Raw genomic sequence first — 21,953 nt, 5'->3', positions numbered from 1 at the left:
TAATTTTTATTTAATTTAATCTTTAAATTAAATAGTTTTAACAGTCTTGGTTATCGACTTCATTAAAAGCTAACATATTTTAAAAAAATGTCAACCTTTATCCCGTGAGTAGGTATAAACAACTATAATAAACTATTAGTTAACAGTTAAAAGCTCCTAGTTTTTCCTGAATATCCATCGATTTGTTTCTAAGTAAGCTCGATGGCAGTCTATCACCTAATCACTTAAAATTAACATAATTGAGGGGAATCAATCAGTTTCAAGTTTATAGTGAGGGCTTTCTGTTAACATATGGTAAAATTTAAGCAATTTATTCAATCGGGTCATAATTTCGTTATGTTATCGTTGTCCTCAAAAAAAGCCTTGACTAACTATTTAGGGATTGTTGTTTCCTTGGGAGTATTCTCATTTACTCCTCTGACTTTTGCTCAATCAACTACCGAAACTCAAAATAATGAGGGGTTAGAGGAAAATATTGTTACCCCTATTAATCAAACGGAAAGTCTTTTGAGTATTGATGGAGGACAAAAATTGATGCGGGAAGCAGAAGAAGCTATTAACGCTGGAAATTACGATCTGGCTTCGACAAAGTTGCAACAAGCTAGAAGGGTTTTTAATCAACTTTCAAATTTTTATTTGCAATTAGCGGAAAGTTTCGCAGGAATTGATCCTCGTTTGGCAGAAGGACAACGATCGGGCGCGCTGAGAACAGCTGCTCTAAGGGATGAGTCCACTTATCAATTAGCTTTAGTTCATCGAGCGCAAAATAAACCTGAATTAGCCGTTCCGCTTTTGATTCAGATAATTCGATCGCAAAATCCTACCAGTGAATTAGGGCGTAAATCTTATCAACAATTATATGAAATTGGTTTTGTGGAAACACCTTTTCAAACAGGTGCAAATAATTAGTTTTTATCAGTAAATATGTCTTTTTATTAGTCTATAGAAACCATTGATAATTGTCAATTTACTAAGGATAAATATTCAATTTTTAAGGATAAAAAGCAAATATATTGTATAATAAATTAAGGGTAAAATTCTTTATTTTTGATCATAATGGTTAGTTTAGAACAAGTAAAAAAAACGATTCAAGAAGAAATTGCTGATGCACAAGTCTTTGTTAAAGATTTGACAGGAGGCGGTGATCATCTGGAAGCGATCGTAATTTCAGCTCAATTTGAGGGCAAAACAATTGTCAAACAACATCAATTAGTTTATGGAGCATTACAAAGTGAGTTAAAGTCGGAAGCTATTCACGCTTTAGCTTTAAAAACTTATACGCCAGAAACATGGCAAACTATTCAAAACTAAAATAGCTAATCAGTTAAACTAAGATATAAACTATTATTTTTTGTAACATTTATTATTAATTATGACACCAGAATTAGAAAAGCGTATTGACGATGTTGTTAAAAGTACCCCGGTAGTAGTTTTCATGAAAGGCTCAAAATTGATGCCTCAATGTGGATTTTCTAACAATGTGGTGCAAATTTTAAATACCCTTGGGATTCCTTTTGAAACCGTTGATGTGTTAGCGGATTATGATATTCGTCAAGGTATCAAAGAATATTCCAATTGGCCTACTATTCCTCAAGTTTATGTGAATGGGGAGTTTATTGGGGGTAGTGATGTTTTAATTGAGTTGTATCAAACGGGTGAATTACAGCAAATGATTGAGGTTGCTTTAGCTTCATAAATTTTTTTCCCCTTATCTTTTCACGAGAAAAAGGGGAAACTCTAATTAAATACTTTTTGCAGTATTTCTTTTTAACTGCCATTGAATCCAAAATCTTGTCACAGCTATAGTTATTAAACTAACTAAAAGAATCAGATTTAATACTAATGAAAATACATAAATAAAAGTTATAAATGGAGGTGGATTAATAATTATACGCAACATGGTGTAAGCACCGCCAGTATCTGCCATCTCTATAGCAAATAATGACATTAGTAAATAACTAGAGATAGAAACTATATACATTATTAAGTTAAAACTCTTGTTAAAATCTGATGAATTAATAAAAAGTTGTAAAAAAATGAAATAACATACTCGATAAATAACTTCTGGAATGAATAATATTATCAAAAACCATCCTATGTTAGTTACACGAAAAATAATACCGAGTATTAAAGTCAAAATATGGATTATGGTTAAGGTTTTCTTCATAGATAAAAAGCCTCTTGTCATTATTTAATCTCAATGAAAAATGTAGGTAAAAAGTATTCTTTCTTCGATAATATTCGTTTTTTCATGGAAAGAAATTAGAGAAATATTTGTTACTTTTTCTTCCTCTAAAGTTACCAAAGAAAATTTGTGTATCTTTTCCCCATTGATTTCTTGAATACGGGGAGTTGATGCACTGTTCAAATATATAGTATCATAATGATCTTGATTGACGATCGTCCTTAATCTTTCTTTGGTGTGTCTCAAGGTATGGTGCATATGTCCAAAGGTAACTAAGGAAACTTTTTTGTTTAAGTTACGACTAATTTCGATCGCACTCTGAAAATCGGGATCACCAAAATCACCGCCAAGGGGTTTCCAGTCTCTACCGCAGGTATCTTCAGGATTACTTCCCAAGCCAAAAGGTCCATTATGACCGATGAAGATGATATGATCAAAGGAGGTTTGTTTCACGGCTTCCACAATTTTCGCCGTTGATTCCTCAAAATTGTTCACTGCGTAGCGTTGTTGATAAAAGTCGGGGTATTTCCATTTTGAACCTCCCCATGTGAAAGGACGACTACCAACCACCGATAATTGTAAAGAAGGAAAATCAAGACTGCCATAACCAACATGAGTTATGCCTAATAAGTCTAACTGTTTTTGTACTCTATCCTCTAAGGTTCGATCGTAGGGACATTTTTTTCTTCCCCAATGGGTAGCGGTAAACCATGCGTCATGATTGCCTAGAATAACTGCTTTGGGAATGGTTAAACTGGCAATATCTCCCACAACTTTGAGGGATTCGTTACCAAAATCTCCCACAAATAAAGCTAAGTCCACTTCTAAAAATTCTAAGGCAAAAGAGTCATATTTGTTCCAATTTTCGTGAATATCTCCAATAACGGCTATTTTTATGATTGTTTTCCTCATTTCAATAGTGAATAGTGGTTTATTAATTCTTAATTCTTAATTATTAATTCTTAATTGCTTTCCAATCCATGCTAAATCAATTAAACCATTAAAAATGGCGATCGCCTGATCTGTACCACCCTTGGAACTATCAATGCGAATATGTGGTACAGAAGATTCTTTGAGTCGATTATTAGTGATTTCCTTACGAATAAATCCCGAAGGAGTGGCAATAATCAAACTGGGTTGGATAGAGTAAGATTCGACTAAATCTAACAAAGAAATCAAAACTCCTGAACTTTGTCCGATAATATAGATAGGGGAATGATGACGAATGCCTAGATGTTGTAAAAGCCATGATTTTTTTTGACGCAAGGAAACGGGGATAGAAATATTCTCTAAACAATAGACGGGATTGAGAAATGTTTGTTGTAAAGAATAAAAAATTCCTGCTTGAATTGTAGCTGTATCGACAATTATCGGTACTCGATCATTTAAGGCTTTAACGGCTGATTGAAAAACATGGGGAGAAAAATTCACTAAATAATAATAATTTAAGTCTCCTGTGGTGCAAATAATACGCCGAATAATCTCATATTCTGCGGAGGAAAAATGATTATTTTTTATTTCCTTATCTATTATTGCTAAATTTTGTGCTGTTAAAAAATTCCATTCCATTTTGTTTATTAATTCTTTTAAAACCCACTTATATTTTATTTGTATATAAGATCAAAATTTTGTTTTTTTTACTTTACCTAATACCTAAAACCTATCCTCCTCAAAAGACTATGAGGCAACGCTTAATTATTTTTGTTTCAATAAAAGCAGAGTAATATCATCACTAATTTTATTTAAACCGATAAATTTTTTCACGTCATCAATAATAATATCTTTAATACTTTCTATGTCTAAATGCCAATTTTGACTTACCACATTACATAGTCTTTCGATGCCATATTGCATTTTATCAACGTTTCTAGCTTCGGTAATACCATCAGTATAAAGAACAATACCATCTCCTTGATTAAGGGTAATCAATTTATGATCAATAAACTCGGTTATATCATAGTCTAAACCAATGGGTAAGCCTAGATCGATCGTATCAATTAATTCTATTTTACCCCCTTTTCGTACGAAAATAACCTCCTCATGTTGCCCACTAATTCTCAGTTGATTATCAGCATAATTAAGAATAGCTAAAGAAAGATTTTTTGCGGATTTCATTCTTTGAATATTATGATAAATGGCTTTATTTAAAGTATTTAAAAATTCGACTGGATTGGTTTCACCTCTCTGTTTTAAAGTACAAATGGCGGCTTGAGTCATTAACATTAACATCCCACTTTCTAAACCATGCCCCGTTACATCTCCAATGCCAATAGTAATAACATCATCATATTCTAAAACGTCATAATAATCTCCACCTAATTCGTCCATGGGTTGCATATAAGCAACTATATCTAAACACTTAATTTGTTTTAATTCTTCATTTTTTGGTAAGATTAATTCTTGCATCTCATGGAGTATTTTAAGTTTGTCACTCAATAAAATATTTTCTGAACATAAACGCTGATTTAATAAATTAATTTCTTCATTCGCATTGGCTAATTCTTGCGTTCTAATATCTACTATTTTTTCTAAATTTTTCTCTAAAATTTTCCTTTCTGTAATCTCTGTTTGGATGGATAAATATTGTAAAATGTGTCCTTTTTCATCGGTTAAAGGTACGATCGTAGTGTCAACCCAATAATAATGATTATCTTTGCCTTTATTTTTAATTTCTCCTCGCCATACCTGACATTTAGAAATGGTTAACCACATAGATTTATAAAATTTTTTATCATGATAACCTGACTTAAATTTACTGGTTTTTTGTCCTATTAATTCTTCTGAGGAATAACCCGAAATTTCTGTTAATTTTTCGTTACTATGAATAATTTTACCATTAGGGTCTGTTAAAGTAACAATAGCAGATTGATCGATGGCATATTTAAGATTAGAAACATCTTGAAGGGATTTATTCAAATGATCAAAAAATGCCTCTAACATTTGACTCATATTATTAAAAGACATTGCTAAACTATCTAATTCTTCGATACCTTGTAATGGTACTTTTTGATTAAATTCTCCTTCGGAAATTTTTTGAGAAGCAATCTTTAATTTAATAATAGGTTGAATCAAAAATTTAGAGGTAATTAAACCGCTAGAAATAGCAAAAATTAGAGCAATAAAAGATAAGGTAATGGTTAATCGGGTGTTTTCTCGAATAAAAATCATAAAATCTGATTCGGGAATTACTAATACCACAAACCAATTAATACCAGAATTATTATTAATATTAATAACTTTAGTTAACAGTTTATTATTATTAATATTTAATTCAAAATTTATCGGTTTTTTATTACTTTGAGAAAGAACATTATTTGACTGTAAAAAATTAGTTATTCTGTAAATATATTGATTTTTATTATTTGTGCCAGAAGTTAATAAATCAGTATCTTCAAATTTATTATTGAGATGTTTATTTAAAGAATCTGCCATTAATATTCCGTTTCGATCGAGTATAAAAGCTAAACCAGTTTTACCGATTTTTATATCTCTTAAAAACTCACTAATATCGATTAAATTTTGCTGATTAGTTAATACACCTAAAAAGTTATTATTATTATCATAAACTGTTTTACTAACAAAGGCAAGTAATTCTTGATTAACATAATCTTTATAAATTTCATGCCATTGTGATTGATTATTTTTAAGGGTATTTTGATACCAAAAAAGTTGACGAGAATCAAAGTTATAATTATGTTCTTTGCGTAAAAGTTTAGTAATTTCTCCTTGAGAATTCAGCTGATAAGTTAACAAATCCTTAGACTTATTTCTCTCTAAAATAGTTAACTCAAAATCTCCAGAGGGTGTTTTTAAAACTTCGATATAATTGCCTTGTTTGGCATCAGCAAAAGCAATTTTATCAATATTACTTGTCCATTGATATTGAGAAACAAAATAACGTCCTAATAAATCTAAATTTTCAAACAATAAAGGATTAAGAATAATAGCATTTCTATTAATCTGATTTAATTGATTACCTTCGGTAAAATAATCTTCTAAATAATTATCAATATTAAAGGCAATTTCACTTCTTAAATCGAGGGTTATTTCTGATAATGCTTTTTTTGCACTACGGTAAGATAAGTAACTAATAATAGCTAAAATTGCCAAAATTTGACAAACAAAAGGAAATACTAATAAATTGCGTAAATTTGTGCGCGGATAAATTTTTTTGCTCATATTTATTAGCATTCCTAGCATTAATAATTTGTTAGGAGATTGACAGATTGGGGTGTTAATCAATAACCTGCCGTGAAATGAATTACACGGCTAAGGTTATATCGTTCAATAAATTGAACTTTTTTATTCATTGTTAATTGTTAATTAGTTTACGGCAAATTGTCGAATGGCTTGTAAGGCGACGTTAAACAGTTTTTGTGGTTCAAATTCTGGTTGAATTAGTGTCCATAGTCGTTGTACTTCCTCTGTATGGATTCGATCGTCCTCAATCAAAGCCGTAATCAGTTGACGGCGTAAATAGTCTCCCTCCTCTGACACTAAAAATTGTAATCCTAAACTTGCCGTAGGTAGTAAATCAAATTGTCGATCGGACTGTGCGATCGCAATCATATTTTCTAACCGTTCCCATTGAAATTTATCATCTTTAAATAAGACTTCAATTAAACGTTTACGCATGGCTGGGGATTCTTCCATTAACAAACGACGAGAAATGTAAGGGAAAGAAACTTCCACGATACGAAAATTAGGATTCAGAGTTAAAGCCAATCCCTCCTGTGTCACCAAAGAACGAATGATTAACGCAAATTTCGCAGGTACTCTAAAAGGATAGTCAAACATCAATTCCGAAAATTCATCGGTGATTGTCTTGAAGTTGAAGTTGCCTACACTCTGTCCTACCGCATCCCCTAAAACCTTCTCTAAGGCAGGTATAATCGGGTTAATATCCGTTTCAGGAGTCAAAAAGCCCAAATTAACAAAATCTTTGGCTAAAGCCTCATAATCACGATTTATTAATTGTACTACGGAAGATGCGATCGTCTCTTTAGTATCTTCAGTTAATTGATCCATCATGCCAAAATCAATATAAGCCATTCTACCATCCGTGAGGGCAAATAAATTACCCGGATGAGGATCAGCATGAAAGAACCCATGTTCTAATAGTTGACGCAATCCAGACGTAACACCTACACGAATAATCTCATCCGCATCTAAACCTGCTTTTTTAATAGCATCTAAATCATTTAATTTAATGCCATTAATCCACTCTAAAGTTAACACAGTATGGGTTGTATAATGCCAGTAAATACAAGGTACTTTTACCTCTTCATCTCCGAGAAAATTAGTAGCAAATTTCTCCGCATTTCTCCCCTCATTAATATAGTCAATTTCTTCAAATAATTTAGTACCAAATTCATCCACAATTAAGCCTAAATCATGACCTAAATTTAACGGCAAAAATGGAGCAATCCAACGGGAAGCTAAACGCATTAAATACAAATCTAAAGAGATAACAGGTAATAAATTAGGACGTTGAACTTTTACCGCAACTTCCTCCCCTGTGTGTAAAACGGCTTTATAGACTTGCCCTAAACTAGCGGCGGCGATGGGATAAGTAGAAAATTCTTTATAAGCCTGAGTTATTTCTAAGTCTAATTCCTTCTCGATTATCGCTAAAGCAGTATCATTGTCAAAAGAAGGTAATTGATCCTGTAGCTTAATTAATTCTTCTAAAAAATCTTTACGAATTAAATCAGGACGAGTAGAAAGAGCTTGTCCAACTTTAATGAAAGTTGGTCCTAATTTAGTTAATATTTTCCTAAGTTTTTCAGCTCTTTTTTGCTTATTTTTTTGCTCTTGATGAAACCATTTATCTAGGGTTAATTGAATAATAAAAATACCGAAATAAAGAATAATTTTTAAACTGCGAAATATCCCCAACCAAGGACGAAAACGGTAATAGTCTGCGATCGATTGGGGGTTATAATGTCTTATGGGTTCGGTATTACGTTTTTGAGCATCCGATAAGGAGTAATTCACGTTTTGTTATTAAGTTTTAAATAAAAAGATTTGATATAGTTACAGCTAATTATAACCTGATAGATATATTTTTTAGCGTTGAATTTCGGTCAATCTCCCTCAAAACTGATTAAGATATTCTTAATCATCAAAATCGTAAAATGAAAAATCATCATGACTCAAAGCATACAAGTTAATCTAGTTGATTTGTTAAACCGATTAGAAAATAAAATCGATGTTTCCTGTCACTAAAATTAATACAAAAATATATCGATTAGAAAATAAAATTGATAAACTATCAGACGATGTGAATGACATTAAAACCTCTAAAAAAATATTAAAGTAACAATATGAAAATTAAAAACTCGATTAATCTTCATAAAGGATTAACTTTCATTTTTATTCTATCGGTAATGACTATTTATAATAACTTTAATATTGGAGCGTGGATTTATTTAGCATTACACGGAACTTATGGTATTTTATGGTTAATCAAAGACAAAATTTATCCTGATAAACAATGGGAAACAGAAATTTCTTTCCCTTTAGGAATTATTCTCTTTTTTATTCTTGGTTTATATTGGATAGCACCATTTATTCTGATTAGTAGTAATAAACAACCTTCAGAGATTTTAATTGCTACAGCAGTTATTATCAATATTATAGGAATTTTCCTTCATTATAGTAGTGATGCTCAAAAATATTATACTCTTAAATATCATCAAGGATTAATTACCGAAGGATTTTTTGCTCGTTGTCGCAATACCAATTATTTAGGGGAAATTTTAATTTATTTAAGTTTTACTTTATTAGTAAATCACTGGTTACCTTATGTGATTTTAACAGGATTTATTACTTTAATTTTTGTGCCTAATATGCTGAAAAAAGATCAATCTCTTTCTCGTTATGATGAGTTTGCAAACTATAAACAATCTTCAGGTTTAATTTTTCCTAAATTATTCATTAATTCCTCTGAAAAATAGTTTAGAAGTTATCCATAGCGACTATTTCTATAAGTTTGTAGTAAGGGTTTTAACCCTTCTTTTACCCATTAATTTTTCCCAGATGTCTATTATATGTTGTAATCATTGAGCATTGCTTGAGCTACACTTATAGTTTTTTTAAACATTTTATTAATATTGATTTATGACTACAGATAACTATATTTCCCAAGAAATTCCTCAAACAATCCCTAAAGTTGGTATTTTAACAGTATTACGTTTAGGGTTATTTAATCTCGGTATCGGTTTAATTTCGGTGTTGACTTTAGCGGTGTTAAACCGTGTAATGATTTCTGAGTTAGGTATTCCAGCGACGATCGCCGCAGGTGTTCTAGCATTAGGACAGCTGGTAGCTCCTACAAGGGTATGGTTAGGGCAATTATCCGACAGTAAAAAGTTATTCGGTTTACATCGTACGGGTTATGTGCGTATTGCGATCGCCATTTCAGGAATTTGTATCTTTTTAGCGGTGCAATTAGTATGGCTATTAGGTGGCAATATTGTTGAAAATAACGGTTGGCAATGGAATATTTTTACGATTTTTGTCAGTGTCATTTTAGCTTTAATCTTCATTGTACAAGGTATTGCCACGGGAGCAAGTTCAACGCCTTTTACCGCTTTACTGGTGGATATTTCTGAAGAAGACGATCGATCTAAAATAGTTGGCATAATTTGGTCTATGCTGATGGTAGGCATAGTTATCGGTGGAGTTACGGGAAATATTCTTCTCAAAAATTTAGCCGTAGGGGAAGATAATGTGGTTTCCCTAGAAAATCTGATACCGCCAATTAACTCTATCTTTTTATTTGTGCCAATTATTGTGGTGATTTTAACTATTATTGCCACATGGGGGGTGGAGAAAAAATACTCCCGTTATCGTTTAAGATCATCTTTTGTGGATAGAGAAGACGGTATTAGTTTAAAACGGGCTTTAAAAATTCTTACTTCATCTCGTCAAACAGGGATTTTCTTTACTTTTCTTGTGATGGTGACAATGAGTTTATTCATGCAAGAAGCAATTCTTGAGCCTTACGGCGGTGAAGTTTTCAATATGTCGATCGGCGAAACAACCATGTTAAACTCATTTTGGGGTATTGGCATCTTAATTGGCTATGGTATCACAGGATTTTATGTTGTGCCTCGTTTGGGTAAAACTAAAACGACAAAAATCGGTTGTATTCTTGTGGCGCTATCCTTTACTTTAATCATTTTTGCCGGTTTAACCACTACTCCTCAAATTTTACAAGGTGCGATGGTGTTGTTTGGAGTTGCCGCAGGTATCACAACTATTGGCTCAATTAGCTTAATGTTAGACTTAACCGCCGCCGAAACTGCGGGTACATTTGTAGGAGCTTGGGGTTTAGCCCAAGCCATGTCGAGGGGGATTGCCATCGCCTTGGGGGGTTGGATTCTGGATATAGGTAGATTTTTGTTTGATAATCCTTGGTTAGCCTATAGTTTTGTATTTGTTTGTGAAGGCTTTGTGGCATTAGGTGCGATCGTGCTGTTAAATAAAGTTAATGTACAGGAATTTCAAAACACGACTAGAGAAGCAACCGCTATGGTAATGGAAGGGGATTTAGATTAATTTGGTTTTTCTACTTTCAGTATGATAAATTCTTGATGAAGGTAGGCAAAAGGCAAAAGGCAAAAGGCAACAGAGAATTTCAAAATAAATAGTTTTAATACAGTTATTTTAGGAGATTTAAACAGCTTATTTGACTTTAGTTCTAGCATAATTCAACTGTTAAAAAATCAAGGTTATCAAGACGCCAAAAAATCCTTATAAAATATTATTAATGCCATAAATATCAAATATGAACAACAAATTTATGAAAATTATTTGATCAATTCTACTAAGCAATTATTGAATGATTTACCTCTATAAATATTTTTCTTAAAATAAGCAATCAAAAAACTATTTATTACTTATGTATTTAGGGATCGATTTTGGCACATCGGGCGCAAGGGCGATTATTATTGACGAAAATCGTCAAGTTATCCTTTCGGTTAACACTTCTTTTCCGGCTTATCATTCCGTGAATCTTTGGGAAAAGACTTTACACGAATTACTGTCTCAAATTCCCTTTCATCTTGCATCACAATTAAAGTCGATCGTACTCGATGCAACATCTAGCACGGTGGTATTATGCGATCGAACTGGCAACCCCCTTGATGAAGCTATCTGGTATAATGACGATCGAGGTAAGGAGTCTCTCTCAGAAATTAGAGAATTTGCGCCCGAAAATCATCTAGTAATTAGTGCCACTTCCAGTTTAGCGAAACTCCATTGGTGGTATCATCAACCCTTTTTTCGTGATGCTTGTTATTTTCTTCATCAAGCCGACTGGTTAGCATTTTTGTTACACGGCAAACTCGGCATCAGCGATTATCATAATGCCCTCAAGTTAGGCTACGATGTTGTCACCTTAGATTATCCCTCATGGTTAAAGGATCGATCGTACTTTGATATTCTACCGCAAATAAAAGCTCCCGCAGAAAATATTGCTACGGTATCTGGCAAGATAAGCAAACAATATCAGATTAACCCTGATTGTATCGTCAAAGCAGGAACAACCGATAGTATATCGGCATTTTTAGCCAGTGGTGCAACCCAAGCAGGAGAAGCCGTAACTTCCCTTGGTTCAACATTGGTGTTAAAACTGTTAAGTACCACTAAAATTGATGATAGTCGTTATGGAATCTATAGCCATAGATTAGGAGATTTGTGGTTAACAGGAGGTGCATCCAACACAGGTGGTGCAGTCTTAAAACACTTCTTCACTGCCACACAATTAACAGAATTGAGTCTCAAAATTAATCCTGATATTCCTACTAACCTCAACTATTATCCCTTATTAACTAAGGGCGATCGATTTCCCCTTAATAATCCTTATCTTGAGCCAAAAATTACACCACGCCCCGATAATCCTAGAGAATTTTTACAAGGATTACTAGAAGGTATCACTAATATTGAAGCGCAAGGCTATGAATTATTACAAAAATTAGGAGCAAGTAAACTAACAAAAGTATATACAGCAGGAGGCGGTGCAAACAACGAAACTTGGCGTTACTTACGTCATAAAGCCTTAAAAGTAGATGTTTTAGTTTCACCCCATACCCAATCCGCCTATGGTAGTGCCTTATTAGGGGTTGCCTCATAGTCTTTTGATGAGGATAGGTATCGGAAAGGGTGTTAGGTTTTAGGTTAAAGAATGAAAAATCAAGGTTTTGAGGCTTTGCATAATATAAAAAAATATAGAGATATTATTAAAAAATATGAATTTATGTGCGCATATTCAAATTTTGAGTTAGAATAATTAACAAAGCCTGAACGATCGTTCAGATATTAATTGAAAAAGGAGATTGTCAAATATGACTACCGCTACCGTTACTCAAATGAAATGTGCGTGTCCCTCTTGTTTATGTATAGTAGATATAGCTAGTGCCATCCAAAAAGATAATCAGTATTTTTGTTCTGATGCTTGTGCGAATGGACACAAAGAAGGTACAACAGGTTGCTCCCATAGTGGCTGTGGATGTCACGGTTAATGGAGAATGCCGAATTAAGAAAATTTACTCCTTACTCCTTACTCCTTACTCCTTCATAAAGGCTACGCCAGTCACCCAATGGGATAAATGCAGCCCAATGTACAGGATGACTGAAATTTTCACTATTCAACATCTCTAATTGTACCTGACGTAAAGCGCTCGATCGAGCTTCCCCTCTCATCAATCGTTGATAATAATTAGTCATCAATTCTTGGGTAGTCAAATCGAAGACATCCCAAAGACTCATTAATTGACTTTGCGCCCCTGCTAACACAAAAGCCCTTCTTAAACCATAGACACCCTCACCATTTTTTACTTCCCCGATGCCCGTTTGACAAGCGGATAACACTACTAATTGTGTACCCCATAAATCCAAACTGGAAGCATCCAAAGCCGTTAAAGCCCCATCCATTCTATTCTTAGTAGGATTAAACCCCGCAAAAGCCAAACCTGATCTCAATAATGGATTTTCCCTTTGGGTTGTGGTAAGCTGATTGTTTAAGCTAGACGGATTAATAATTTGCTCTGGTGAAGACTCTAAATTAGGTAAAAAGAAGCCATGGGTAGCAAGATGTAAAATTTTTGGGGCTTTTACTTTGATAATATTCTCTGCTAGGGCTTGATTTTCTGTATAAACTCTAGCATTCGGTAACAAAGGAATAATCGCTTCGGCTTCCCCTTTTGTGCCTTCTAAACTTCCACAACACCAAGCTAATTGATCTAAGTCGATCGATCGTTTATGATTACCTCTAATATTTGCATTAGCCACCAAAGAAGTATTTATCTCTAAATCATAGGTAGGATTTGCCACAATTACCGCCTCCGATTTCGGTGGAAACTGAGTTTTTAATCGCAACAAATCTCGGCCACTGGTAAGATAACTAATAGAATAATCTTCTACTAAATACTTTCCTTCCTCATCTTTTAACGTCACAAAAGGAATCAGATTAAGTTGACTATCAGGAGAAATTAAAAGAGTTTTTTTATGATCCAGAAAAGGCAATAATGGTTTAAAAATTAATTGATACAGTGCCTTAGTATGATTATTCAAACTTTCGACATCACCAACATCAGCTAAATCTAGGCGTAACTTTTCAATCAGTTTATCAATGGTTTCTGTGTCACCCAAATCAATGCCTTGAGGCGCACCTTCAGAGTGCAAAATATAGGCAACATAATGAGGTTTTTCAAAATTTCTCGTTTTCAAGTTATAGGGATGATAAACTAAATACTCAATTAAAGCAGTATTTTTAGGAATAAGATTTTGGATACTTTCGAGAGTAATAGATTGATTAATTGCACGAAATTCAGCACTTTGGGAAGATAAATCCGTTTCTAATTGACGAATATTTTGTTGTAAACTATCAATCGATTCTTGATACTGCGCAGGAGAAAATTTGCCCATTCCTTCAAAAGAAAGAGATGCTAATTGACTTCTTTTTTGTGCCAGATTATCGAAAAGAGTCTGTATTTCAGGGTTTTCTTTTTGACGTAGATTAAAAATTATATTGCTTAAGGCATCTAAAACTCGCCCTTTTCTTCGCAGTATGGTTGTTAAAGCTAAACGGGATGCTTGAGAATTATTTTGTGCCGACTGAAGATGTAAAGTAATAACGATATTAGTCGAACTTGAAAGAGTGTTAATATATGCTTGTTTCCTAGATTCATCGCCAATCGTATTCAGAAAATCAGTTAGTCTTTCTTCTTCGAGATTTGTACCTTGAGTTAAATAGTCTAAAGCAACATTGATATTATCTTCTTTCCAATAAAATCCCCCCAAGTTATTGAGTAAAGTAGCTATATTGGGATGTTTTTCCCCCAAGGTTTCTTGATAAATAGCTAAACTCTCCAAAAATAGTTTTTCCGCTTGAGTTCGATCGTCTTGAAATTGATATAATAAAGCTAAATTATTCAGCGATTGCCCAATATCAGAATGTTTTTCTCCTAATAACTTCTTTCTGATAGCTAAAGATTCTTGATATAAAGGTTCAGCTTGTTTATACTTTCCTTGTAAACGGTATAATTCTGCTAAATTATTGATAGAAGTAGCCGTATCGGGATTATTTTCGCCAAAATTTTTCCGATATATAGCTAAAGATTCTACATAAAGAGGTTCAGCTTTTTCAAGGTTGCCTTGTTCATGGTACATTAAAGCTAAGTTATTTAAAGATTGAGCTATGTCGGAATGATTTTCTCCTAGTATGTCTTTACGCTTGGTTAAAACTTGCAAATAAATTGCTTCTGCTTCTTGATAATTTCCCTGCAAACGATATAATTCGGCTAAGTTATTCAAAGCGGTTAAGGTATCAGGATGATTTTCTCCTAATGCTTTTTTATAAATAATTAAGGCTTGTTGATAGTAAGATTCAGCCTCTTGATAATACCCTTGGGAATGATACATTAAAGCTAAATTATTCAGAGATTGGGCGGTATCAGAGTGATTTTCTCCTAAAATTTCTTTTCTAATAACTAAGGCTTGTCTATAGTAAGATTCAGCCTCTTGATAATTTCCTAGAGCATAAAATAACAAACCAAAATTATTCAGAGATTGAGCAATTGTAGGGTGTTTTTCTCCTAAAATTTTCTTAGAAAGAATTAATGATTCTTGATAAAAAGATTTGGCTTTTTCATAATTGCCTTGCATACGATATAACTCGGCTAAATTGTTGAGTAAAATAGCTATATCGGGGTGATTTTCTCCGAAAACTTCTTTTTTGATTTTCAATGCTTGATGATAGAGAGGTTCAGCTTTTTGATAATCACCTTGGGTATAATATAATAAGGCTAAATTGTTGAGAAATATGGCACTATCTGGGTTATCTTTTCCTGCGACTTCTTCAGCAATAATTAAGGCTTTTTGATAATAAGATTTTGCTTGAGGATAATTTCCTTGTAAACGCTGTAAATCTCCTAAATTATTTAATAAGGTAGCAACGGTTAAATTTTTTTCTCCTGAGATTTTTTGAGTGATAATTAAGGCTTGTTGATAATAAGATTCTGCTTGTTGATAATTACCTTGACTATGATATATTTTGCCTAAATTATTGGTAAAAATAGCAGTATTTAAACTATCTTCTTCTTCTGTAGCTTGGAGAGAAGTTAACGCCTGTTGATATAAAGATTGTGCTTTGGGATAATCTCCTATGGTAAAGTATAAATCTCCTAAATTATTGTATAAAATGGCGGAATAAATATTATTTTCTCCTAATACTCCCTTCACAATATCGATAACTTTTTCTAGCTGGATAATTGCATTTTGATAATCTCCTTGGGCTAATAATTCTTCTATTTCAGTGCCTAACTCCTCTATTAGTGCAACTTTTTCTTCGTGTGTTTGACTAATCACATTATTTTGATCTATATTTTGCACGATCACAAAGTGGCGCTGCGAGATCGAACTTTCAGTCTCAGCTAAGATATTACCAGATAAAGTTATCCCTGAAACTATAGTTAAAATTGTGATCAAAAATTTATTTTTTAGAGGATATTTTGCCATAAATAGTAACCCTATTTAGATTATAAATGAAACGATCGAAAAAAAGAAAATCTGATCCTCAATTATAAGATAAGTTCGTAGTGATGACTTTAGTCATTTACTTGAGATTCTAAAGGATAATTATGGGAGAGAAAATCTGTTGCTTCTTGAATATTGGTAACTTTCCCATCTAAATATAAACCTTGTATTTTAGTTAAAATTTCTTTATATTGTTTACTTGGTTTATACCCTAACTTTTTCAAATCTTCACCGTTTAAAATTGGCTTAATTTTACTCCATTTTATTAAATATTGCCAGATTATTTTTCTCATTTGTTTATCATTTTTAACGGCAATAAGTAACAGAGTTATAGAGGAATATTTGGATAAAAACTCTACTTGCTCACTAATAGTTTGAGAAAAGGATAATTTATTTTTAATTTCTTCATTATTAATAGCTAAATATTTTAATCTTTCTATACTATCTTTAGGAAGTTGTAAATTTTGGGCTACTTTTACTCCTTCTGCAAAGGATGCCAAAATAATTTCTAATCTGAGTAACCATGAGGATACTTTTTGATTTTGTTCATCTAAATTATAGTATCTTAAGACACGATCGCGCAGCGCCGTTACACGATCGAGATAACGGATTTGCCACCATAATTGAGGAGTTAACTGGCAATTATTATGAAGACATTTTAATGCACCAATTTCTGCTAATAATTTTAAAGCTGATTTCCAGTATTTAGCTTGAAGAATATAATTTAATTCTGCTTTTAAACGAGTAGTTAAAGCTGGAATAGAAGTTTTTTGCAGAGAAACTTTTTCATACACTCCGCAGGAGATAGCATAACTAATATATTCCATCGTTTGCGCTTCGATCGAAAAATTTAACCTTACCGCAAATCTCACGGCACGAAAAATTCTGGTAGGATCTTCAATAAAGCTATTAGGATGTAAAACTCTGATCAGATTCGATCGTAAATCCTCTAAACCACCGAAAAAATCCAATAACTCTCCCCCATGAGGATTAGTCAAACGAATTGCCAAAGCATTGATAGTAAAATCTCGGCGGTATAAATCTTGACGAATGGAGGAGGATTCCACTTCAGGATTTGCCGCAGGATAAGGATAAAACTCCGTGCGCGCCGTAGCAATATCCACCCATAAAGAATCTAAAATTTCGTCTTTATGCCACAATAACGCCGCCGTTTGAAATTCTCCATGAATACTTAATCGCGCTTCGGGATAAAAACCCTGTAAGGCTTGGGCTAACTTTACCCCAGCTTCGGTAATAGCGTGACGATGAAAACCATCTACGACTAAATCAATATCTTGCAAACAAAGAGTTTCCGATTCAGGAGTTAACAATAAATCTCTTACCCCTCCCCCCACGAGATAAAGATGCCATCCTTGACTTTGGGCATAGTTACTCGCTTTTTGCAATAATTCCCAGATAGGAGGATGTAAATGTTTAGCCAAAGAAGGAGAAAGACAAGACAACAAAGGGGTATTTTCCTCCTGACTAAAATCATCCACAGATTGTTTAGTTTGATGAAGATACCTTAACACGTCAGTACGAGTCACAATACCTAACAACTCATTATCCGCAATAACAGGTAGTCTGCCAATGTCGTTAGTTACCATTAACCCCTCAATCTCATTCAAAGAAGTATCAGGGTGAATAACTTGCACATTTTTTGTCATATAACCCTTAACAGGCGCATGGGAAAAACCATGATGTAAAGCTAAATCAATGTCACGGCGCGAAATTACCCCTCGCAATTCTCCTTGTTGATTGACAACACATAAACCTGAATGTCCATAACGCAGTAAAATTCTTTGGGCTTCTTCGATCGAAGTGTAAGGGCGAATTGTCCTTACAGGAGATGACATTAAATCCGTTGCGGTAAGGGGAGGAGGAATTAAATGTTTAATGCGATGTCGTAGATTATCGATAACATCTTGAGGATTTTCACAACGAAAACAAAAGGAAGCGGCACTACTATGACCTCCTCCGCCAAAATCTGTAAAAATAGAACCTAAATTGACAGATTCTAACCTACTGCGCCCAATTACAGTTAATTTTCCTTTTTTATTTTCAGAATTTGCTCCTAAATCCCCAAGTTTGGAGACTTTTTTATTTTCAGCATTTGCCCCTAAATCCCCAAGTTTGGGGACTTTTTTTTCTCCCCGTATGTCTATTTCTCTATTGCTATTTTCTGAGAAGTCACCCTCAGAATTGGGGGAAGGGGGGCAAAATTTACGTTTATTATAAAAATGCCCAAATAATAAGACATCAATTTCAATTAAGTCTCTAATTCTCTCCGTTAGGTTAGATAATCCTGCAATAAAGTTAGGGGTTTCTAATAAAATCCAAGCGACACAACTACCGTTAATCGTCTCGGTTTGCAAATCTTTTAATACCTTTGGCAACAATTCTTGTAATTGAGATGATAAACTAGGCTCGACATATTCTGCTAAAGTACGCATATTAACCCCTTGATTCATTAACCATGCCAAAGCTGAGGCATCTTGGGGGGTGGTTTGCTCAAATGTAAGTGAACCAGTGTCAACGTGTATCCCTAATGCCATTACGGTAGCTTCCATCTTATTCAGAGTGATTCCGTTTTGTTGCAAAAATTCACAAATTAAACTGGCACAACTGGCCACTTTTTTTATATGCTTTATGGTAGTGGCCTTAATAGTGCCATTTTTTTCAGGATGATTTTCTTCATGGTGATCGTAGATAGTAACAGACTCTAAATGCTCTAACTGTAACCATTCTACCGCTTTTCCTAGTCGATCGAACTGGTGAGTATCCACAATAAATAAACGTCTGATTTTTTGAGGATTGACACTACGAAACTCAATTAAATCAAATTCGTCTCGATGTAAAGCGAGAAATCTCCTCACGGAAGGATGAGCGCCTCCTGTTAAGACAATTTTTGCTCCCTGATGTAGCTTGGTTAAGCCAACGGCTGCACCTAGGGCATCAAAATCGGCGGTTTGATGACATAAAATTAAGTCCATTTTTTAATTAATCATATAAGTTAAACGTGTCCTAGCTTATCTTACTCATATTTTTATGTACGATCGATCATCTTTAAAGACAATTTATGCTCGATCGAACCCCCCTAAAAATGTAGGTTGGGTTAAATGAAATGCAACCTTTACAAATCTAAAACTCAACAAATGTCATGCCCTAAAAGAATGATTTGTCGAAAGGACATAGAAGAAGTAAAAAGCGCGATGCCAAAGGCACGCTGCGCGCCCGCACAGACTATATTTTTTATCTTTAGAAATGTTATGATGTGAATGAATTTTTACAATTATTTGATCATTATGACTATTGAACAAATTGAAAAAGCAATTTTAAATCTTTCTGAACAAGATTTTAGTAAGTTACGAAATTGGTTATTAGATTTAGATTATCAACAATGGGATCAACAATTAGAACAAGATATTATAGATGGTAAACTTGATGCTTTAGCTCAAGAAGCACTCGCTGAATTTGAAGCTGGAGATTATCAAGAAATTTAATGCACTATACTAATCGCAAATTCTGGTTATTTTATAATCAGCTACCTAAAGATATACAACAGCTAGCAGATGTTTCTTATGAATTATTAAAAACTAATCCCAGTCATCCTTCTTTACATTTTAAGAAAGTTAATAAATATTGGTCAGTAAGAGTAGGTAAAGCTTATCGTGCATTAGGAATTGAGGTTAAAAATGGAATTTTATGGTTTTGGATTGGTACTCATGGTGAGTATGATAGATTAATCGGTAAATAAATAAAAACGATCGAACCCCCCCACAAAACTCGATCGAACCCCCCCAAAAAATGTAGGTTGGGTTAAATGAAATGCAACCCAACAAATCGATCGCCAAGGGAGGCGTTGCTCGATCGAATCAATATATATTTGAAAGTTAGGTTTTTTACCTTACTAATCTACGGCTACAGGCTAAAATTATTACTACAAACTATTTCTGGCTAAGGAATGAGGATTTAATAAAATAGACAAGTTTATTTTAAGAGATTGCTTCGTACCTCGCAATGACAATCCAACTTAACTCAATTATTCTTGCATTTCTAACAATATTGACCTCAAACGGCATGCTTCAGCATCATTAGGATCACATTCGATCGCCCGACTAAAAGAAGTAAGAGCTTCGTCATTTTTGTCTAAACTTATTAAAATCCGTCCTCTCTCTTTCCATGCTTCAGCATTATTTGGTTCGACATCAATAGCTCGATCAAGTAAGTTAAGAGCTTCTTCGTACTTTTTATCGTCTCTTAAGATAAAAGATTTAATTATTAAAGACTTAACGTGTTGAGGATTCAATTCTAGGACTTTATTAAAAGAAGTAAAAGCTTCGTCATTTTTGTCTAAATTTATCAGTACAATACCACGTTCAAACCACGCATCCACATAATCAGCTTTTTGTCTTATCGCCTTATTAAAATAAATAAGAGCTTCCTCATTTTTATTTAAAAATTTTAAGCAAATCCCTCTAACATAATATTTAGAAGCTAAACCTTCTGGAAAAGATTGTCGTAACGATTGTAATTCTTGATAATGTTCATCTTGAGGTTGGCTAAAGGAAAACGATTGAGCAAGGGACTTGATTGCATCCTCATAATAGGAAATAGCGTCTAATGCTACTTCTGTTTCCTGTGCGATCGAGCCTAAAGTTTTAGCACGGTGAAACCAGATTCTTGCTGATAAGTTCGAGAGCCTGATCATATATTTTCATTGCCTCCTGATATTGTTGTGAATTAGTTAAATTAATGGCTTGTTGAAGTAAATTTTCCCCTTCGGTTTCCAGTTTTTGTAACTCTCCCGACATCGATTCGATTTTCTCAGAAATTTTATTATTGCCAGAATTGAGACTTAAAGCCTTCTCATAGCAGTCGAGGGCTTCTTGAAAACGCCCTTTACTAGCAAAAATATCTCCTTTTCCTACCCAACCAAGACTGAAATTAGGGTTTAGCTTCAAACTTTGGTTATAGGATTCGATCGCATCTTCCTCAGCATTAAGTTTTGCCAGACAATTACCTTTTTGATACCATGCCTCGACAAAATCCTCTCGATGTTCGATCGCCTCATTGTACCTAACGAGAGCATCTTGAAAATTACCCCCTTCAAAAAGACGATTACCTTGATTAAAAAACTGATCCGCTAATAGTTGTAATTGACCGAAAACTGAATCAATTTTTTGTTGAATTTGAGGATTATTAGCATTTAATTTTTGAGCCGATTGATAACAATTAAAAGCCCCTTTTATATCTTGCTTAATAACCAATAAATCTCCTTTTTCAATCCAAAGCACATCTAAATCTTGTTTAAATTTAAGTGCCTCATCATAAGCAGAAATTGCCTCATCATAACGCTGAAGATAATTTAAAATTTTCCCTTTTTCATGGTTTATTTGATATAAACTAGGTTCAATTTGCAAAGCCTGATTAAAATTAATCAAAGTCTGCTCATATTCTTGCTGTTGATAGAACAAATAACCTTTTTTACACCACGCAGAATAATTGTGAGAATCCTTTTTCAGAGCTTGGTCACAAGCAAAAAAAGCCCATTGAATATCCCCTAAACTACTCTGTTTTTCTGCATACTGTAACCACTGAGAAGAACTCCAAAAAAGATTCCGATATAAACTTATAGTTTGTTGCCATAAGGTTTGCAAAAAAGATATTATTTGTTGTCCTAAATTATCATTATTAGACATAATTTATTAAGAATTTACTTTAT

18 protein-coding genes are annotated in these 21,953 nt (G+C 33.5%); 9 read left to right on the top strand and 9 right to left on the bottom strand.

Going from position 1 to position 21,953, the window contains the following annotated elements; all coding sequences use genetic code 11:
• Window positions 1-336 precede the first annotated feature (336 nt).
• The 3 genes from SYN6308_RS10420 to grxD all read left to right on the top strand — a co-directional run bounded on the left by SYN6308_RS10420 (window position 337) and on the right by grxD (window position 1,696).
• Window positions 337-909, top strand: coding sequence for a hypothetical protein (locus tag SYN6308_RS10420; protein WP_026102021.1), 573 nt, complete (start codon window positions 337-339; stop codon window positions 907-909).
• A 147-nt stretch (window positions 910-1,056) separates the two neighbouring features.
• On the top strand, window positions 1,057-1,311 hold the full coding sequence (locus SYN6308_RS10415) for a BolA family protein (protein WP_017294380.1): 255 nt from the start codon (window positions 1,057-1,059) through the stop codon (window positions 1,309-1,311).
• A 61-nt stretch (window positions 1,312-1,372) separates the two neighbouring features.
• Window positions 1,373-1,696, top strand: coding sequence for a Grx4 family monothiol glutaredoxin (gene grxD, locus SYN6308_RS10410; protein ID WP_017294379.1), 324 nt, complete (start codon window positions 1,373-1,375; stop codon window positions 1,694-1,696).
• A 45-nt stretch (window positions 1,697-1,741) separates the two neighbouring features.
• On the opposite strand, the gene SYN6308_RS24550 is transcribed toward grxD, so the two are convergent.
• From SYN6308_RS24550 to SYN6308_RS10385, 5 genes are all read right to left on the bottom strand, one after another.
• On the bottom strand, window positions 1,742-1,927 hold the full coding sequence (locus SYN6308_RS24550) for a hypothetical protein (protein ID WP_144051426.1): 186 nt from the start codon (window positions 1,925-1,927) through the stop codon (window positions 1,742-1,744).
• Between the two features lie 270 nt (window positions 1,928-2,197).
• On the bottom strand, window positions 2,198-3,097 hold the full coding sequence (locus tag SYN6308_RS10400) for a TIGR04168 family protein (protein ID WP_017294377.1): 900 nt from the start codon (window positions 3,095-3,097) through the stop codon (window positions 2,198-2,200).
• A 36-nt stretch (window positions 3,098-3,133) separates the two neighbouring features.
• Window positions 3,134-3,754, bottom strand: a complete 621-nt coding sequence (locus SYN6308_RS10395; protein ID WP_017294376.1) for a precorrin-8X methylmutase — start codon at window positions 3,752-3,754, stop codon at window positions 3,134-3,136.
• Between the two features lie 126 nt (window positions 3,755-3,880).
• Window positions 3,881-6,364 carry a SpoIIE family protein phosphatase gene (locus SYN6308_RS10390; protein WP_017294375.1) on the bottom strand — a complete coding sequence of 828 codons (2,484 nt, stop codon included), beginning with the start codon at window positions 6,362-6,364 and terminating at the stop codon, window positions 3,881-3,883.
• 144 nt (window positions 6,365-6,508) lie between these two features.
• On the bottom strand, window positions 6,509-8,182 hold the full coding sequence (locus tag SYN6308_RS10385; protein WP_017294374.1) for an ABC1 kinase family protein: 1,674 nt from the start codon (window positions 8,180-8,182) through the stop codon (window positions 6,509-6,511).
• Window positions 8,183-8,511: 329 nt separating this feature from the next.
• Between SYN6308_RS10385 and SYN6308_RS10380 the strand changes: the two genes are divergently transcribed.
• From SYN6308_RS10380 to SYN6308_RS23900, 4 genes are all read left to right on the top strand, one after another.
• A complete protein-coding gene (locus tag SYN6308_RS10380) occupies window positions 8,512-9,144 on the top strand; it encodes a methyltransferase family protein (RefSeq protein WP_017294373.1) in 633 nt (210 codons plus the stop codon).
• 163 nt (window positions 9,145-9,307) lie between these two features.
• Window positions 9,308-10,750 (top strand): BCD family MFS transporter, encoded by a 1,443-nt coding sequence (locus SYN6308_RS10375; RefSeq protein WP_017294372.1) that lies wholly within the window; start codon window positions 9,308-9,310, stop codon window positions 10,748-10,750.
• Window positions 10,751-11,093: 343 nt separating this feature from the next.
• Window positions 11,094-12,326 (top strand): FGGY-family carbohydrate kinase, encoded by a 1,233-nt coding sequence (locus tag SYN6308_RS10365; RefSeq protein ID WP_017294370.1) that lies wholly within the window; start codon window positions 11,094-11,096, stop codon window positions 12,324-12,326.
• Window positions 12,327-12,537: 211 nt separating this feature from the next.
• Window positions 12,538-12,714: a metallothionein gene (locus tag SYN6308_RS23900; protein WP_071590984.1), complete on the top strand. Its 177-nt coding sequence runs from the start codon at window positions 12,538-12,540 to the stop codon at window positions 12,712-12,714.
• A gap of 31 nt (window positions 12,715-12,745) precedes the next feature.
• On the opposite strand, the gene SYN6308_RS10360 is transcribed toward SYN6308_RS23900, so the two are convergent.
• Both SYN6308_RS10360 and SYN6308_RS10355 read right to left on the bottom strand, forming a co-directional pair.
• On the bottom strand, window positions 12,746-16,210 hold the full coding sequence (locus SYN6308_RS10360; RefSeq protein ID WP_017294368.1) for a CHAT domain-containing tetratricopeptide repeat protein: 3,465 nt from the start codon (window positions 16,208-16,210) through the stop codon (window positions 12,746-12,748).
• Window positions 16,211-16,299: 89 nt separating this feature from the next.
• Window positions 16,300-19,221, bottom strand: coding sequence for a CBS domain-containing protein (locus SYN6308_RS10355; RefSeq protein ID WP_017294367.1), 2,922 nt, complete (start codon window positions 19,219-19,221; stop codon window positions 16,300-16,302).
• A 312-nt stretch (window positions 19,222-19,533) separates the two neighbouring features.
• On the opposite strand from SYN6308_RS10355, the gene SYN6308_RS10345 reads away from it, so the two are divergent.
• On the top strand, window positions 19,534-19,731 hold the full coding sequence (locus SYN6308_RS10345) for a hypothetical protein (RefSeq protein ID WP_040466859.1): 198 nt from the start codon (window positions 19,534-19,536) through the stop codon (window positions 19,729-19,731).
• Entirely contained in the window at window positions 19,731-19,985 is a 255-nt protein-coding gene (locus tag SYN6308_RS10340) for a ParE family toxin-like protein (protein WP_017294364.1), read from the top strand. Before SYN6308_RS10345 ends, SYN6308_RS10340 begins: the two co-directional genes overlap by 1 nt.
• Window positions 19,986-20,270: 285 nt before the next feature.
• On the opposite strand, the gene SYN6308_RS10335 is transcribed toward SYN6308_RS10340, so the two are convergent.
• Together SYN6308_RS10335 and SYN6308_RS10330 are read right to left on the bottom strand one after the other, a co-directional pair.
• On the bottom strand, window positions 20,271-20,939 hold the full coding sequence (locus tag SYN6308_RS10335) for a tetratricopeptide repeat protein (RefSeq protein WP_017294363.1): 669 nt from the start codon (window positions 20,937-20,939) through the stop codon (window positions 20,271-20,273).
• A complete protein-coding gene (locus SYN6308_RS10330) occupies window positions 20,890-21,930 on the bottom strand; it encodes a tetratricopeptide repeat protein (protein ID WP_017294362.1) in 1,041 nt (346 codons plus the stop codon). The genes SYN6308_RS10335 and SYN6308_RS10330 overlap by 50 nt, the downstream gene beginning before the upstream one ends.
• Between the last annotated feature and the right edge of the window lie 23 nt (window positions 21,931-21,953).

It is taken from the genome of Geminocystis herdmanii PCC 6308 (genome assembly GCF_000332235.1).
Lineage (GTDB): Bacteria > Cyanobacteriota > Cyanobacteriia > Cyanobacteriales > Cyanobacteriaceae > Geminocystis > Geminocystis herdmanii.
The sequence above is the reverse complement of the archived record's forward strand: the minus strand, read 5'-3'. Positions and strand labels throughout refer to the sequence as shown.